At 45.0% G+C, this 17,278-nt stretch carries 13 protein-coding genes and 1 riboswitch; of the genes, 8 read left to right on the top strand and 5 right to left on the bottom strand.

The window, feature by feature from the left end; translation table 11 throughout:
* The first annotated feature begins 3 nt into the window (after nt 1-3).
* From ACFS5N_RS08305 to ACFS5N_RS08295, 3 genes are all read left to right on the top strand, one after another.
* Nucleotides 4-483, top strand: coding sequence for a group II truncated hemoglobin (locus tag ACFS5N_RS08305; RefSeq protein WP_377184174.1), 480 nt, complete (start codon nt 4-6; stop codon nt 481-483).
* Nucleotides 484-561: 78 nt separating this feature from the next.
* Nucleotides 562-1,353: a diadenylate cyclase CdaA gene (gene cdaA / locus ACFS5N_RS08300; RefSeq protein ID WP_377184172.1), complete on the top strand. Its 792-nt coding sequence runs from the start codon at nt 562-564 to the stop codon at nt 1,351-1,353.
* A gap of 679 nt (nt 1,354-2,032) precedes the next feature.
* Complete coding sequence (locus tag ACFS5N_RS08295; RefSeq protein WP_377184170.1) at nt 2,033-3,346, top strand: sugar MFS transporter; 1,314 nt, start codon at nt 2,033-2,035, stop codon at nt 3,344-3,346.
* Nucleotides 3,347-3,352: 6 nt separating this feature from the next.
* Here the strand turns inward: ACFS5N_RS08295 and ACFS5N_RS08290 are convergent, their stop codons facing one another.
* Nucleotides 3,353-3,709 (bottom strand): hypothetical protein, encoded by a 357-nt coding sequence (locus ACFS5N_RS08290; protein WP_377184168.1) that lies wholly within the window; start codon nt 3,707-3,709, stop codon nt 3,353-3,355.
* Between the two features lie 89 nt (nt 3,710-3,798).
* On the bottom strand, nt 3,799-5,019 hold the full coding sequence (locus ACFS5N_RS08285; protein WP_377184166.1) for a TlpA family protein disulfide reductase: 1,221 nt from the start codon (nt 5,017-5,019) through the stop codon (nt 3,799-3,801).
* A gap of 173 nt (nt 5,020-5,192) precedes the next feature.
* On the opposite strand from ACFS5N_RS08285, the gene ACFS5N_RS08280 reads away from it, so the two are divergent.
* Nucleotides 5,193-5,972 carry a 3-keto-disaccharide hydrolase gene (locus ACFS5N_RS08280; RefSeq protein WP_377184164.1) on the top strand — a complete coding sequence of 260 codons (780 nt, stop codon included), beginning with the start codon at nt 5,193-5,195 and terminating at the stop codon, nt 5,970-5,972.
* 315 nt (nt 5,973-6,287) lie between these two features.
* Here the strand turns inward: ACFS5N_RS08280 and ACFS5N_RS08275 are convergent, their stop codons facing one another.
* Nucleotides 6,288-8,777, bottom strand: coding sequence for a M1 family aminopeptidase (locus ACFS5N_RS08275; protein ID WP_377184162.1), 2,490 nt, complete (start codon nt 8,775-8,777; stop codon nt 6,288-6,290).
* Nucleotides 8,778-9,051: 274 nt separating this feature from the next.
* Nucleotides 9,052-9,462 (bottom strand): BrxA/BrxB family bacilliredoxin, encoded by a 411-nt coding sequence (locus ACFS5N_RS08270; protein WP_377186531.1) that lies wholly within the window; start codon nt 9,460-9,462, stop codon nt 9,052-9,054.
* Nucleotides 9,463-9,658: 196 nt separating this feature from the next.
* Between ACFS5N_RS08270 and ACFS5N_RS08265 the strand changes: the two genes are divergently transcribed.
* From ACFS5N_RS08265 to metH, 3 genes are all read left to right on the top strand, one after another.
* Nucleotides 9,659-10,525 (top strand): M23 family metallopeptidase, encoded by an 867-nt coding sequence (locus ACFS5N_RS08265; protein WP_377184160.1) that lies wholly within the window; start codon nt 9,659-9,661, stop codon nt 10,523-10,525.
* A 9-nt stretch (nt 10,526-10,534) separates the two neighbouring features.
* Entirely contained in the window at nt 10,535-10,915 is a 381-nt protein-coding gene (locus ACFS5N_RS08260; protein ID WP_377184158.1) for a bactofilin family protein, read from the top strand.
* A 122-nt stretch (nt 10,916-11,037) separates the two neighbouring features.
* Nucleotides 11,038-11,150: riboswitch (SAM riboswitch) on the top strand.
* A 191-nt stretch (nt 11,151-11,341) separates the two neighbouring features.
* Complete coding sequence (metH, locus tag ACFS5N_RS08255; RefSeq protein WP_377184156.1) at nt 11,342-15,028, top strand: methionine synthase; 3,687 nt, start codon at nt 11,342-11,344, stop codon at nt 15,026-15,028.
* A gap of 116 nt (nt 15,029-15,144) precedes the next feature.
* On the opposite strand, the gene ACFS5N_RS08250 is transcribed toward metH, so the two are convergent.
* A complete protein-coding gene (locus ACFS5N_RS08250; RefSeq protein ID WP_377184154.1) occupies nt 15,145-15,528 on the bottom strand; it encodes a hypothetical protein in 384 nt (127 codons plus the stop codon).
* Between the two features lie 70 nt (nt 15,529-15,598).
* Between ACFS5N_RS08250 and ACFS5N_RS08245 the strand changes: the two genes are divergently transcribed.
* Nucleotides 15,599-17,245, top strand: a complete 1,647-nt coding sequence (locus ACFS5N_RS08245; protein WP_377184152.1) for a M28 family metallopeptidase — start codon at nt 15,599-15,601, stop codon at nt 17,243-17,245.
* Nucleotides 17,246-17,278: the final 33 nt, after the last annotated feature.

The following is a 17,278-nucleotide window of genomic DNA, read 5'->3' as shown; positions in this document are numbered from 1 at the left end:
AGGATGGAAAGTAACAAACCGACTGTGCCGACGCTATATGACTGGGCCGGTGGTATGCCCGCCTTTGTTACGCTTTTTGATCAGTTTTATGACAAAGTTCTGGCTGACGATATTCTGGAGCCCGTATTTAAACACATGTCGGCCGAGCACAGATTGCATGTTGCCCACTTTGTGGCCGAAGTTTTAGGCGGGCCTAAGATATATAGCGAATCTGAAGGCAGCCATTTTAAGATGATCCAAAAGCATCTGTCAAAGCATCTTAGTGAGGCACACCGCAAACGCTGGATGGAGCTGTTATTACAAACCGCCGATGAATTGCAATTACCTGATGATCCTGAATTTCGATCGGCTTTTTTAGCTTACCTGGAATGGGGAACCCGTATTGCCGTTATCAATTCAGATATGGCCGAAACTAATGAGCCGGCAGACGCGCCAATGCCTAAATGGGGTTGGGGCGTTCCCGGCGGCCCGTACATCCCATAAATACCATTTGGATGTAAAGAGTAGTTCTATCTCAAAACTCGTATCCCAAATCTCGCAGCTAAATATTAACTTAGTTGCATGCACAGTTTAGATCTTAGTCTGTTTAAAATCACCCCCATTAACATACTGGATATACTGCTGGTTACTTTTCTGATATACCAGTTGTATAACCTGATACGCGGCACCATTGCTGTTAACATTTTATTGGGCATGGCGGTAATCTACTCGCTTTATTTTGTGGTGAAATTGCTGCAGATGCAATTGCTTACCGAAATATTGGGGTACTTTAAGGATGTTGCTGTAATTATTATAGTGGTGGTATTTCAGCAAGAGATACGGCGGTTTTTACTTTTAGTAGGTAAGAGCGCCTCGTTACAACGCAACAAAGCCTGGTGGCGATATTTTTTTGGTAAGGCGCAGGCCGAAAAAAACAACTACGCCCGCATTAAACCTATTATTGATGCCTGTAAATCGCTTAAACAAACCCGTACTGGTGCTTTAATTGTTTTTGCCAAGTACTATGACGAGCAGTTTTACCAGAACAGCTGCGAGGTAGTAGACGCCAAAATATCAAAACGATTATTGGAAAGTATTTTTCAAAAAACCAGCCCGCTGCATGACGGAGCCGTCGTTATCGCCGAGAACAAGATCAAATCGGCCAGCTGCATTTTGCCTTTAACCGATAAAGTCGACCTGCCGCCGCAGTTTGGTTTGCGCCACCGTGCCGGCATTGGCGTAACTGAGGCTAACGAAGCTACTGCCATTATTGTATCTGAAGAAACCGGCGAGATATCTTACGCTAAACAAGGTAAGGTTAAAATGAATATCAGCTTTGCCGAACTGGAGAAGTTGCTGAATAAAGATTTTTAGTGTCTGGTGCTTTTTGCACTCATTGATGAGCCTCCATTATTTATAGATCGTCCCGCTCAATTGCCGTGGGTTGGCTTTATTCTTTTCCTTGATGAAAAGAACCAAATACTTAGCGCAGCGATCTCATTCACACCAACAAATAAATAACTCGTGAATAAATCAAGCCAATCCAATCGCTTCTGCCGCACAGGCCATACTCCCGGCCCGGTGGATTGGCAGGCCTTTACGCTCTTTTTTAATTCATAATTTGGGTATAAGGTTCAGTGTGTGGTATTGTCAGCTGTGCAGCTTCAGGCGAAAGCAGGTAAAACAATGGTGGCCAAGTGTGGCTGCTGGGCTGTCGGGAATGTTGGCTGAAGCGATGGCATGGCGCGTAGAGGCGCAACAGGCCCCTGCCCAGGTTTTACTTGCTTTGCAGGGCAATGGCCTTAGAGCGCAAAGAAGTGTCACAGATGACTTGACTTTTGGTTCTTTTGGTCAAGCAAAAGAACAAAGCCAACCCGCGGCGATTGAGCGGAATGATCTGCACAAACAGGGATGCTCCACAAATATGTGAAAAGAGCCACACTCTACTCGCAATGCGTTATAATAAGATCTCATTATTAAAATACTTAGTGTTAATTATACACCATTATTCAATTTTCACTATCTTCCGGAAAATTAAAATAAAGTTATTGCAATGAGCGCCACCAGTACCACAACTGCCGCAAAAAGCGGTAAGAGTATAAGTCCAATTTATATTATAGGGGCCCTGTTTTTTGTTTTCGGATTTGTAACCTGGCTCAACTCGGTTTTAATTCCGTACCTTAAAATAGCCTGCCAGCTTAATAACTTCGAGTCGTACCTGGTAGCCTTTGCTTTTTATATTGCGTACCTGGTTATGGCAATTCCGTCGGCCTGGGTTTTAAAGAAAACCGGTTTTAAAAATGGGATGGCTGTGGGCCTGCTCATTATGGGTGTTGGTGCTTTAATCTTTGTGCCGGCAGCGGTAACCCGCACCTATGCACTATTTTTAACCGGGTTATTTGTACAAGGCACCGGTTTAGCTATTCTGCAAACAGCCTCTAACCCTTATATCACCATTCTGGGTCCAATTGAAAGCGCGGCCAAACGTATCAGCATTATGGGTATTTTTAATAAGGTGGCTGGCTCTTTGGCTCCCATAATTTTAGGAGCCGTTACCTTAAAAGATGCCGATACGCTGCAAAAAAAATTATTAACCCTAAGTATTGCAGATAAACAGGCAGAACTCAACGCTTTGGCCCATCGTGTAATATTGCCGTATCTCATCATATTGGCCGTTTTGGTTGTTCTGGCTGTGCTCATTTATTTTTCATCACTGCCCGAAATTGACACCGAAAAAGATGGTCCGGCCGATAAGACGCCTTCCGCTACAGCCAAAACCAGTATATTCCAATTTCCGCATTTGTTAGTAGGAGCATTGGCGCTCTTTCTTTACGTAGGCGTTGAAGTTATGGCCGGCGACTCGGTGATCAGCTATGGCGCAAGCCAGGGTATTGAGCTGTCATCGGCAAAATTCTTCACCACCTGTACTTTGGTAGGCATGATACTGGGCTACATAGCAGGCATCATTGCCATACCCCAATTTATATCGCAGGAAAAGGCGTTAAGGATGTCGGCTGTCATCGGTATCCTGTTTTCGTTGTGCGCTATATTTACTACGGGTGTACAGTCGGTATTATTTATTTCCTTGCTGGGTTTAGCCAATGCCTTAATGTGGCCTGCTTTATGGCCGCTGGCTATAAAAGGCCTGGGCAAGTTCACCAAAATCGGCTCGTCATTCCTCATTATGGGCATATCTGGCGGAGCCCTCATACCGCTACTGTACGGATTTATTGTGGATAAACTGACAAACGCCGGGCAGCCGAAAAGCATGGCAGCCACGCACGGTTACTGGGTTATGGTACCTTGTTATGTGGTAATATTATACTTTGCTACTGCCGGACATAAACTAAAATCGGGCAAAGTATAACATCGTTCAGGGCTGTGCGGTATTAGCAATTGAGTTTTCCTTATCTATAGACTTTTTACCAACGATAGGCATATTGTAAGCAGTTCTGTCGGTCCTTATAATAGGCATTGCCTTATCTGTGTTTGCCGGTTTGGCTATAGGCATGTGATCGGTTACTTCAACGGCTACTAATTGATGGACGTCTGTTGACTTAGATTTAGCTTCTGGCTGCGACGTCAAAGGGTTACCTAATGATAACTGTTTATCAAACGACTGCTGCCAGGCCGGTACTTTCTGCGATGGTAATAATTTATCTGTAGTTTGCTGTGCCTTGGCTGCCGATACTAAGCCCACGATACTCAAAGTCAGGATAAGTGCTTTCATGTTTTTGGGTTGATATACCAAATTAGGCTGTATGATGGTGAATTCCTAGTGATTTAACGTTTTTAACATTTAGGTGGCCTGTGGCGCATTTAATTTAATGTGCTCAGTACTTGGGGCAGCCTGTCTGCATCAGAATGCTCAAGATCGCTTTTATATAATAGCTTGCCTGTTTTATCTATTAAAAACAACATCGGGATTGCACTTACCTGGTAAAGCTCACGCATGGTCTTGTCCTCATCCTGATAATGGAACCAGGTCATGTGTTCTTTTTTGATTACCTCTTTCATTGCTTTTGAATTGATGTCGTCGCTTATACCGATGATGGCCAATTTTTCGGGGGGATATTTTTTACGGATATCTTTGATAAAAGGCATTTCGGCCATACACGGCGCGCACCAGGTGGCCCAAAAATCAAGCAACACATATTTGCCTTTAAATTGATTGAGGTTGATCTTTTTGCCGTCGATGGTTTTAAGGGTAAAGATAGGTGCGTCATCGCCCGTCTTTATCGGGATACCATGTATCCTGTCCTCAAATTTTTTGATCATCCATTTGCCTTCAACACTGTTGGTGAACTTAGTCGGGAATGTGTTTCTGTAAAAATCAAGCTGTTGTTGCAGATGTGCTTTGTCGCCATCAAAACCGCTAACGTCGGCAACGCGATTGTTAAAATACCAGAATGAAAAATAATCGTTACGATAGGTTTTCATCCAATCCATATCTAACTGCTGAAAGTGCTTCATAAAGCCGGCAAACACTTTTTTTAGCGAATCGCTCTTGTAAAATTCTGTGTTTTGTTTCAGGAAAAGATCGGCTTCGGCATTCTCTTTCGGGTCAGAATATTTTTTCATAAAGGCCACACGGTGCGCCCAGCTTTTATTTACAACCGAATCTTCGGTGGGTATTGCATTTTTTAAGTTAGTGTAGCTTAGTAAATGTTCCTCGTTTGGTATGTGCTTTACCGTAAATGATGCCGGTTTATCGCTAATCAAAAACTCAAAACGATAGCCATGCTTAGCCGAATCAAGATAGTTGACGGTAAATGAGGCCATCTCTGAATAAAATTCACGGCGGATTACAACCACCCTTTTGCCGGTCAAAGTATCAGGTAGTAAAATATTATTCTTGCCATCATAATATTGAAACCATACTCTTTTGGGGTCGATGGTACTATCAAGCGTTAAGGTAATGTCGAAATTTTTGGGTGTGTTAATGATTTTTACTTTTAGCGGTCTGTCGATGGTCCGCTGTGCGTTCGCGATGCCGGCAATCAGCACCGCGATAGTAAACATGAAAACTGTTTTAGACATAGCAGGTAGTAGGGCTGTAAGGTTATATTTGACAGTGCAAATTACATGCACCCGGTGCCTGATCCTAAATATTTAACTTTTTTAACACTTGATTATTAAAGTGTTAAAATTTGCAAAATAAAAAATGCAGACGCTATCTTGCAGTATATTTCTGCCATAAACCTGTTATCTCAATGAAGAATACTATTGCATTCTGCAGCAAAATAATTGTTTTTGCGCTCATGGTTTTTAGCGCTCTTTCTGTAAGAGGCCAAGCCGTTAATACTCTTTCGGCGGCCGAAAAAGCTGATGGCTGGAAACTGCTTTTTGATGGCAAGACTTTAAGCGGCTGGCGCAGTTACTATCCCGAAGATAACCCGGCGAAAGGCTGGAGCATTGAAAACGGCTGCCTCAAAAACTCCAAAGGCACCGGCCGCCCACGCACCGGCGGTGGCGATTTGATGACTGATGAAAAATTCACTGATTTTGAGTTGCGCTTTGAGTGGGCTATCGCTCAGGGTGGCAATAGTGGTGTTTACTATTTCTTTCAGGAACGCCAAAATAATCCCGGCACAAAAATGTATATGGGCGATGACGGCACCAGCCCGGTTGGTTTCGAGTACCAACTGGTTGACGATGAGCGGCACCCTGATGTGTTGCAAAATGGTCCGCTTCACGCTACCGGTTCATTATATTTTCTCATAGCTCCCAACGACGCTAAAAAGCTAAAGCCCGCGGGTGAGTTTAATGAGTCGCGCATTATTGTACAGGGCAATCATGTGGAACATTGGCTAAACGGTGCAAAAATTGTAAGTTATGATTTAGGTAGCGACGAGCTGAAAGCGGCCGTTGCCCGGAGTAAATATAAAAATGTCCCGGGCTTTGCAGTTAAGACACCCACCCGCATCCTGCTGCAAGATCACGGCGATGTCGTGCAGTTCAGGAATATGAAGATTAGGGTGTCAAGAAATTGAAGCTCTATGAAACAATAAAATGACTTTTAATAAGGTGTTTCATGCCAGGCTGTTTCACTCAAAAAGCAACAAGCACATTAAAATAGTTTAAATACTTATAATATAGATATTTACAAAAACTATCTAAACTATTACTACTGTTTCAAAGTGTTTCACTATTTTTAGTTAACTAACTTACTAACAGATATTTATCATAAAAAGGTGTTTCAAAGTGTTTCACTTTTAAGTGAAACAAAACAATATAAGCCGGTTGTCATCAAACAAAAAAAGGGAGACCATCACGGCCTCCCTTTCTAATAGCTAAATATTTAACAATTAACTGCCAATTTCAGCAACTGCTTTGTCAACAGCCTCGGCTGACGCGGTATCGCCCATGGCGGTGCGTTTCTCCTTGATTTGCTGCAGCATTACTTTCAGCGGAGCGGCAACACCATACATTTTGTATTTAATGGCGGTTTCTTTAATTGCAGTGATGCCTTGCTGAGCATATTCTGGTCTTTTAACGTTACCAGTCATTGCAGCAAACTCTCTGATCATGTTAAATTTACCCTGAATCTCTGCCTCGGTGAATTTGTTGTAAACAAACGGCCACTCGGCGTCGCTTCCGCTGGTTGCATAAACGTGTATCAAGGCTAAAGTTAGTGCGCCTTTATTGTCTTTCTCAAAAGCTTTGGCCTGGCTAACGGCAGTTTGTGGGTCTTGCAGTGCGATAGCTGTTAAAGCAGCGCCTTGTACCGCGTACGATTCGCTTTTTAACGCTTCTTTAAAAGTTGGCAGCATACCTGACGCTTTCAACTGACCTAACACCGTAATAGCTGCCGCGCGAACCAATGTATTCGGATCGTTTTGCGCTAACGACATCAGTACAGGCTGAGCGGCGTTGCGCACATCGTCATTACCCATATTCAAGCCTTTAATAGCTTTAATACGCAGGCCGTAGTATTTGTCCTTCAGCGCCGCAATCATCACTTTGCGGGCGCCGGCGTCGCCTTGTTCAGACGTAGCCCGGTCAATAGCTTCAAAACGGTCAAGGTACAACGGTGCGTTGAAATATTGAAATACGTATTCGTCCAATGTTTTGGCATCGCGTTTTTCGGCTAATAAAACTTTATCGCCGTCAACATTAACCAGGTCGGGTTTTGTAGCCGATGTAAAGGTTAACGTGTCGGCTTTATCGTTCATCCAAACGTTATGACGTACTTTTTTACCTCCCGCATAAATGTCAATAGCCATAGGCAATATAAAGGCATTGCCATCCTGAGTTTGCTCTAAATAAACTGTCTCTTTTTTAGCAGCAGCATCATAAGCATAGCTGATCTTTAACTTAGGGTTGCCATGGCCGTAATACCATTGGTTAAAGAACCAGTTGAGGTCGCGGCCGCTGGCGTCTTCTAAGGCAAGACGTAATTGCTGTGCTTCGCCTGGTTTAAAGGCGTTTGTTTTCAGGTATATGTTTAAGCCTTTATAAAAAGCATCCTTACCTAAATAATTACGCAGCATATTCAAAATGCGGCCACCTTTTTGATAGGTCACAGCGTCAAACACATCTTCTTTATCGTCGTAATGGAAACGCACCAGGTCTTTGGTTTTGTTAGCCGGGTTAGCCAGGTAGTTTTGCATAGCTACGTAGCTGTGGGCGTCGGCTTCGTCCTGGCCGTATTTATGCTCGGCCCAAAGCATCTCACTAAAATCGGCAAACGACTCATTGACGGTCAAATTGCTCCAGCTTTCGGCAGTAACCAAGTCGCCGAACCATTGGTGAAACAACTCATGTGCAATAGTGCTGCGGCCGGCGTCATAGTTTGCATCAATTAGCTCGCGGTGGGTTAGCTGCACGTACTCTCCATGCAGGGTGGCCGAGGTGTTTTCCATAGCGCCGCTCACATAGTCGCGTACCACAATTTGCGAATATTTGTACCATGGGAAATCAACACCCAGGGTTTTTGAGTAAAACTCGATCAGCTCGGGTGTCTGACCGAAGATTTCTTTGGCATAAGGCGCATATTTGGGCTCCAGGTAGTAGTTGACCTCTTTGTTGCGCCATTTGTCTTTATAGATCTTGAAATCGCCCACAGCCATCATAAACAGGTATGGCGAATGCGGTAGTTCCTGTTTCCAGACATCGGTACGGGTGCCATCGCCGTTTACTTTTTGCGAAGCAAGGCGACCGTTTGATAGCGTAACGTATTTAGCGGGTACGGTCATGGCTATCTCGTCGGTGGTTTTTTGTTCTGACTTGTCAATTGTCGGGAACCAGCATGATGAGCTTTCGGTTTCGCCTTGCGTCCAGATCTGGGTTGGCTTGTCCTTTTCAATACCGTCAGGGTTGATGAAGTACAAACCCTTAGCATCGTTTATAGCCGCGCTGCCTTTAACGTGCAGCTCGTTAGGTTTTGAGGTATAGTCGATGTATACTGTATAGTTTTCGTTATTATGATAAACTTTATCCAGCGTAATGGCCAGGCTCAGGCTATCCTGATATTGATATTTTAGCGGAATGTTTTTGCCATTTTTAACAATGGATATGTTTTTGATATCCATGCCTTTGGCGTCCAGGCGAAGCGTATCGGTAGGGTAGAAGTGGGGTTTCAATGTAACCCATTCTTTGCCATACAGGTAGCGTTTTTTGTAATCAAAACGTACATCAAGCTTGGTGTGTATCAAATCATTGATACGGGTTGGCGTAGCGCGGTAAATCTTCATTTCCGGGCTCTCGGCTTTTTTGGGTGCCTGGGCCATTGCCGGGCCCACGCCTGCGACAATAACCATCCCGGCAATAAGGCCAGATAAAGTGGTTTTTTTCATATGGGAATATTCAATCAGTTATTAAGCGAATGTAGTGGTTTTTGGCTAAAAACTGTAAGACGCCTTTGGTGGGATTTTGTTACGGCTGATGATCAATTTTAGCACCGGCTGTCATCCTGAACGCAGTAAACAATCTTATGAAAGCGATTAGCTCGACATGGCGTATAAGATCCTTCATTACATTCAGGATGACAATCCACAAAAAAAGCCCGCAAAAAGCGGGCTTTCTTATTTCTAGAAGATAGTCAACTAATCTCTAATCACTAATCTCTAACTAGCAATACTGCTCAAATGCACCGATCAAATTATCAGCAATCATTTGTGCAGGGCGGCCTTCAATTTGGTGACGCTCGATCATGTGTACCAATTTGCCGTCTTTAAATAAAGCCATAGCCGGCGATGATGGTGGGTAAGGCAACATGTAGTTACGTGCAGTGTCAACCGCATCTTTTTCCATACCTGCAAAAACGGTTACCAGTTTGTCAGGGTGTTTGCCGTTTTGGGCAGCCATGCGTGCAGCAGGGCGGGCGTTAGCCGCAGCGCAGCCGCAAACAGAGTTTACCATCACAAACACGGTGCCTTCGCTCTCGATAGCGTTTTTTACGGCATCGGCGTCTTTCAACTCTTCAAAACCAACGCGGGTAAGTTCTTCGCGCATTGGGGTTACTAAATATTCTGGATACATCATATGGTGTGTATTAATTCTAAAATTAAATTGTCTGCAAAAATAATAAATCGACAACAACACTGTTTTAAAATTCGTAATAATAACATCTTGCTGACAAAGGGCAATACAAACTAAACAATCAATTGTTTTAAAATTAATATTGTTTGTTAGACGCCTTTTTTTAAATTGCAAGCCCCTAATTGTTAAGTCATAAATGAAAGTTAAGCAAAAAGACGTTAGTACCATTGTTATCTTAAATAAAAACAAACAGGGTACTAAAACCATCCAGATACGTACGCGCCACCTCGCCCATTTAAAATATTATGCAATTGGTTTAGTTGGCATGATTGCACTTTTAGTAGGTTCAATATTTTTATTACGTAACAATATACAGCAACAAGAACAAGAGAAGCAATTGTTGCTTAAACAAATTGTAAGTTTAAAAGGCCAGATTCCGGTTGAACTGCAAAAGCAAAGCGAAAAGCTGACAGCCCAGACCTATATCCAGGCGATAGAATCAAAACTTAAAAATATTAACGATTATCTTCGAAAACGCGGATTACGCGGCTTTTCGACCAAGGCGGTTGGCGGAGACGCTAATGCAGCTACCGGTAAACTAACTGATAAAGAAGTTTACATGGCGTATAACGATTACCTTACCCATGTAGTTAACGCTGTTGCATTTACGCCGATGGGCTACCCCAAGATAAGCTCCATGACTTCAAGCTTTGGTTTTCGAAGCGATCCGTTCAATAGTGAGCACGCTGAGTTTCATCCGGGCATTGATTTTAGGGGCGAACGGGGCGATGCGGCCCGTGTTACAGCTAACGGCCGCGTGGTATCTACCGGGTGGATGGGTGGTTACGGTAACTGTGTGCGCGTGGCTCATTCAAATGGTTACGAAACCTTATACGGGCACTTATCACGTATAACCTGCCGTGTTGGGCAGCAGGTATCTGTGGGTGATAAAATAGGCGAGATTGGCTCGACAGGGCGCTCAACCGGTAATCACTTGCATTATGAAGTACGTAAAGACGGAAAGCCTGTAAATCCGGTTAAATTTCTCACCCTTAATAATTGATCACAACCGATGGGCGTTTTTTCGAAGAAAGATAAAGCAGCTTTAGATTTCCACGCGATAGCTACACTTATAAGCGCGGATTGTGTTGTAGGCGGCAGCTTAACCGCCCCGGCAGTGGCACGTATTGACGGACAGATAGATGGAGACGTACAGGTAGCTGAAGGCCTGATTTTGGGCGAAAAGGGCCTGATAACCGGCAACGTAGTCACTAAAGAAATGGTGGTTTACGGTACCGTACAGGGCAATATCACGGTAGAATCGCTTGAAATTAAGGCCACCGGCGACATTGCTACGGTAACTTTATTGGTTGAAGCCGGAGGTGTTTACAATGGCCATTTAACCATGCAGGCCGCAGGTGTTAAGCAAATAAAACAGCTGGCCAACGCATAGCCTCAGCCCAGCCCCCTCGGAAGAGCAGGTTAAAATATCAATCAAAAAGTCTCCGCTACCGGGGGAGATTTAGAGGGCCGAATGTGACTTGTTTATTACTAACTTTTTGCGCAACTTTGCGCTGCTTATAGAGAAAGACGGAGGGATTGGACCCGGCGATGTCTTAGCAACCTGTAGCTTTACAAGGTGCTACATTCTACTCATTCTGCAAGCTGGCAGATGAGACGGATAAGTGAAAGTCAATAACACAACCGATTTTCTTTATAAGGCTCTTTTAGATGTGAGATATGAAATGTGAGATATGGGACCGCATTTGGTTTCTTATTCCATGTTTTTATTAAGCTTCTACAAGTGTTAATTGCAGATTGGATGGCGATTACGAGAATTTCATCTCATATCTCACATCTCATATCTCACATCTCAACAATGAATATAAAAGACGAATTAAAAAAGCGCATTCTTATTATTGACGGTGCAATGGGTACCATGATCCAGCGGTACCAATTAACTGAAAAGGATTTTCGCGGGGAGCGATTTAAAGATCATCCTACCGACCTGCAGGGTAATAATGACCTGCTGAATATAACCCGCCCGGATGTGATCAAGGCTATCCATGCCGAATACCTTAATGCCGGGGCCGATATCATTGAAACCAACACCTTCAGCACCCAGGTTATATCACTGGCTGATTATAAAATGGAGGAGTTGGCTTATGAACTGAGCTATGAGGGTGCACGGTTAGCGCGCGAGGTAGCAAATGAATTTACAGCTAAGGAACCACATAAGCCACGCTTCGTGGCCGGTGCCGTGGGTCCGACAAATCGTACTGCTTCTTTATCCCCCGATGTGAATGACCCAGGCTATCGCGCTGTTACGTTCGATGATCTGGCCAATGCTTATTACGACCAGATACGTGGTTTGGTTGACGGCGGTGCGGATTTACTGCTGATTGAAACCATTTTTGATACACTAAACGCAAAAGCAGCGCTGTTTGCTGCAGACAGATATGCCCAGGAATCCGGCAAGCACTTGCCGATTATGATATCAGGTACCATTACTGATGCTTCGGGGCGCACCCTTTCAGGGCAGACCGTGGAGGCGTTCTGGAACTCGGTACGTCACGCCAACTTACTGTCGGTTGGTTTGAATTGTGCTTTAGGCGCCCGCGAAATGCGTCCGCACATTCAGGAGCTCTCTGAAAAAGCCGATGTATTTATCTCGGCCTATCCTAACGCCGGTTTGCCTAATGAGTTTGGTCAGTACGACGAAACCCCGCACGAAACCGCTCACCAGATTGATGATTTTATGCAGGCCGGACTGGTGAACATTGTTGGTGGCTGCTGCGGCACCACGCCCGACCATATCCGTTGCATGGCCGAGCGCGCTGTCAAATATTCGCCGCGTTTGGTGCCCGAGGTTGAGCCCCACATGCGTTTAAGCGGTTTAGAAGCGGTAACCATTACACCCGAAAGCATTTTTGTGAATGTGGGTGAGCGTACCAATATTACCGGTTCGCCAAAGTTTTCGAAACTGATTTTGGCCGAGAACTACGAAGAGGCCCTGACTGTGGCCCGCCAGCAGGTAGAAGGTGGCGCCCAGGTAATTGATATCAATATGGACGAGGGGATGATCGACTCTGAAGCCGTAATGGTGAAGTTTTTGAACCTGGTAGCGTCTGAGCCGGATATCGCTAAACTGCCTATCATGATCGACTCGTCAAAGTGGTCGGTTATTGAAGCCGGTTTAAAATGTATACAAGGTAAAGGCATCGTGAACTCTATCTCCCTGAAAGAAGGCGAGGACAAGTTTAAAGAATATGCCCGCAAAATATTAAGCTATGGCGCCGCAACCGTGGTTATGGCTTTTGACGAGACCGGTCAGGCCGACTCGCTCGAGCGCCGTATTGAGATCTGTAAACGGTCGTACGACATCCTGGTGAATGAAGTTGGTTTTCCACCGCAGGATATCATCTTCGACCCAAATATCCTTACTGTAGCGACTGGTCTGGAAGAACACAATAACTACGCAGTTGACTTTATTGAAGCTACTCGCTGGATCAAACAAAACTTACCGCACGCCAAGGTAAGCGGTGGTGTGAGTAATATTTCCTTTTCGTTCCGTGGTAATAACGTGGTGCGCGAGGCTATGCACTCGGCTTTCCTGTTTCATGCCATCAAAGCAGGTATGGATATGGGTATCGTAAACGCCGGTATGCTCGAGGTTTATGAAGAGATTGACAAGCAGTTGCTTGAACTGGTAGAGGATGTGTTGTTGAACCGTCGCCCTGATGCTACCGAGCGTTTGGTGGAGTATGCCGACACCGTGAAAAGCAAGGGTAAAGAGGTAGTGCGTGATGAAGAATGGCGCAAAGGCCCTGTTACCGAGCGCTTATCGCATGCCTTGGTAAAAGGCATCATTGAGTACCTGGATGCCGATGTGGAAGAAGCGCGTCAGCAATATCCTCGCCCGCTGGATGTGATTGAGGGCCCGCTTATGGATGGGATGAATATTGTGGGCGACTTGTTTGGTGCCGGTAAAATGTTCCTGCCGCAGGTGGTAAAATCGGCCCGGGTAATGAAAAAAGCCGTGGCTTACCTGCTGCCATTCATCGAAGCTGAAAAGGCAAAAATGATAGCTGAAGGCGGCGACGCTAGCGCTAGTCGGGCCAATGCCGGTAAAGTATTAATGGCAACTGTAAAGGGCGATGTACATGATATCGGCAAAAACATTGTAGGTGTGGTACTGGCTTGTAATAACTTTGAAGTTATTGATTTGGGCGTGATGGTACCTGCTCAAAAGATCATAGACGAAGCTAAGAAACAACAGGTAGATATTATTGGCCTGAGCGGATTGATCACGCCGTCGCTGGACGAGATGGTTCACTTTGCCAAGGAGATGGAGCGCGAAGGCTTCACTATTCCGCTGATTGTGGGCGGGGCAACCACTTCACGTATTCACGCCGCGGTTAAAATCGCACCTAATTACTCTGGTCCGGCCATACACGTGCTGGACGCATCGCGCAGCGTGACCGTATGCAGCAACCTGATGAACAAAGAAGGCCGCGACGAATACATCCAGGGCATAAAAGATGAATATGCCAAAGCCCGGGAGGCCCACGCCAATAAAAAGTCTGATAAGCGCTTTGTCACCATTGAGCAGGCCCGTGCTGATAAATTCAGGATAGATCTGGATAAAGTGGCGCCAAAGCCCGCCTTTACCGGCACTAAGGTATTTGAAGCATTTCCACTGGCCGAGCTGGTTCCGTATATCGACTGGACGCCGTTTTTCCATACCTGGGAACTGCGGGGCAGTTATCCAAAGATATTTGAAGATAAATTTGTGGGCGATGAGGCAAAGAAGTTATTCGACGATGCACAGAAATTACTGAAAGAGATTGTAGACAATAACTTGTTGCAGGCAAACGGCGTAATTGGTTTCTGGCCGGCCAATACCGTTGGCGACGATATTGAGTTGTATACTGATGAAACCCGCACGCAAGTGCTTACCCGTATTCATACCCTTAGACAGCAATCAGAAAAAGTAAAAGGCGAGCCGTATTATGCCTTAGCAGATTTTGTTGCCGAAAAGGAAAGTGGAGTTAAGGACTACTTTGGTGGTTTTGCGGTAACCACAGGTATAGGCTGCGACGAGTTGGTAGCTAAGTACGAGCAGGATCACGACGATTATAACAGCATCATGGCCAAAGCAATTGCCGACCGCCTGGCTGAAGCCTTTGCCGAAAAAATGCATGAGCTGGTACGTAAAGAATACTGGGGTTATGCTGCTAACGAAGATCTGACCAACGAAGAATTGGTAAAAGAGGAATACCAGGGCATCCGCCCGGCACCGGGTTATCCGGCCTGCCCCGAGCATACTGAAAAGATTACCCTTTTTGATCTGCTCAAAGCGGAGGACAATGCCCATATGCACTTGACTGAAAGCCTCGCGATGATGCCAGCTGCGTCGGTAAGTGGTTTTTACTTTGCGCACCCGCAATCAAGGTATTTTGGCCTGAATAAAATCAGCAAAGATCAGATTGAGGATTATGCAAAGCGTAAAAATATGTCGGTAGAAACGGTTGAGCGCTGGTTGGGGCCGAATTTGAATTATTAACCCCCCAGCCCCCTAAAGGGGGAGAAATAAAACGAAACGATAAAGCCCTTTGGTAATCCAAAGGGCTTTATCGTTTAAATATCGTAATAGATCGTTCCCCCTTGAGGAGGTGAGGGTTATTTTTTCTTCTCCGGGTCAGTATGATCATAAACTTCAGTACGCACCACTACCGAGTCTTTATTAAAATAAAGGATCAGATTTTTTTTATGTATAGGTGCCTTGCGGCCAAATTCATAACTATTATCCAGTATCTGATAGGTAAACTTTAAAGAGTCGCGGCGCTGCGGGCTGCCCAGCGAGTCAATCACCTGACGATAGTTTAAACCTTTAATATGATGATTTTGCAGCAAGTCTTCCAATATCTCATTGCGTAACGGGAAGTCCAGTCCGTCGCCATAGTGCCAATTGGCGCGGGTAAACTTATTGTGTTTACAACCGGTAAACGTTGCAAGCGCCAATAAACAAGCCAGTGCCTGTAGCGATAATTTCTTGGTCATCATACTAATATTACAGGGCAAAGCTACTAAAGCGAGCGCGTAAATTCATATATTCGTTCAAATCAAAATTAACATGATCTTCAAATTTACTCAACGCTTGCTGTTAGCCGGTGTGGCTTTAACGGCTTTTTCATGTACTCAAAATAAAGCCGTCGACGAGCGGGACGGGCTTTCGGCTTTTAATAAGGATAGCCTGGCCAGTCATATTATCACGCTTTCATCTGACGAATACAAGGGCCGCCGCCCATTTACCGAAGGCGAAACCAAAACCATCGCTTACTTACAAAATACCTACAAGCGCTTTGGCTTAGAGCCGGGCAATGGCAATAGTTACTTGCAGGATGTACCGATGGTGGAGATTACCCCAAAAACCGTATCGCCGTTAAAAGTAACCTCCCCGAAAGGAAGTTTTGAACTTAAAAATATCCAGGACTTTGTCATGTGGACCGAGCGTACCGACACCGTGCAAAACTTTAATAACGATGATGTTGTTTTTGCCGGCTTTGGCGTGGTAGCGCCTGAATATAAATGGGATGATTATGCCGGTTTGGATGTTAAAGGTAAAATTGTGATGGTGTTGGTGAATGATCCGGGTTTTGAAACCAGTGATACCACCATGTTTAAAGGCAAAACCATGACCTACTATGGCCGCTGGACCTACAAGTACGAAGAGGCTGCCCGTCAGGGTGCCAAAGGTTGTATCATTGTTCATAGTACTGCTGCGGCTTCGTATCCTTTCCAGGTAGTACAAACCTCAAACGGTGGTGTAAAGTTGCATTTGGATAAAAGAGCGAGCCATCAATATCAACTGGCCCTGCAGGGCTGGGTCACACATGACAATGCAGTTAAAATATTACAGGCCGGCGGTAAAGATACCAGCGTATTGCATACGGCCAATAACCGTGGCTTTAAAGGATTTAACACCGGCGTGAAGCTAAGCGAAACACTGACCACCAAAGTGGTTTTCAATAAATCACACAATGTGGTAGCCAAAATTACCGGCACCAAACGTCCTGATGAATACATTATTTATACAGCTCACTGGGATCATTTGGGTGTAGGTAAACCTGATGCCAAAGGCGATAGCATTTATAATGGGGCGTTGGATAATGCCAGTGGTACTGCTGCGGTATTGGAAATTGCCCGTGCCTTTAAAGCTTTAAAAACCCCGCCTGAAAGAACGATAGTTTTCCTATCGGTAACAGCCGAGGAGCAAGGTTTACTGGGTTCTGAATACTATGCCGAAAATCCAATCTATCCGGCTGATAAAACAGTAGCCAATATTAATGTCGATGGCATCAACAACATCGGTAAAACCAAAGACGTTAGTATAGCCGGCAGCGGCCAGTCTGAACTGGAAGATTACCTCAAAGCCGAACTGGCCAAATCGGGCCGCTATCTGGCGCCTGAGACGCATCCTGAGGCTGGCCACTATTTTCGTTCAGATCACTTCAGTTTTGCCAAGATCGGTGTACCGTCTATCACAATAGGTGGCGGTGTGGATGTAGTTGGCAAAGGGAAAGACTATGGTAAAAAAATGGACGATCAATATACCGCCATCCGCTACCATCAGCCTGCCGACCAGTACGATAGCACCTGGAATCTGGACGGTGGTTTAGAAGATACCGAACTGTTTTTCCAGATAGGTAAACGCCTGGCTTTTGAAACCACTTTCCCCCAATGGAAAGAAGGGTCTGAGTTTAAGAAATTGAGGAAGTAAAAGTTATCCTGACAACAGAAAAGGCTGCCAATT

Origin of the sequence: Mucilaginibacter ximonensis (assembly GCF_042686265.1) — a bacterium.
In the GTDB taxonomy this organism is placed as follows: Bacteria; Bacteroidota; Bacteroidia; order Sphingobacteriales; family Sphingobacteriaceae; genus Mucilaginibacter; species Mucilaginibacter ximonensis.
Note: the sequence above shows the minus strand (reverse complement) of the source record. Positions and strands in the feature narration are given on the sequence as shown.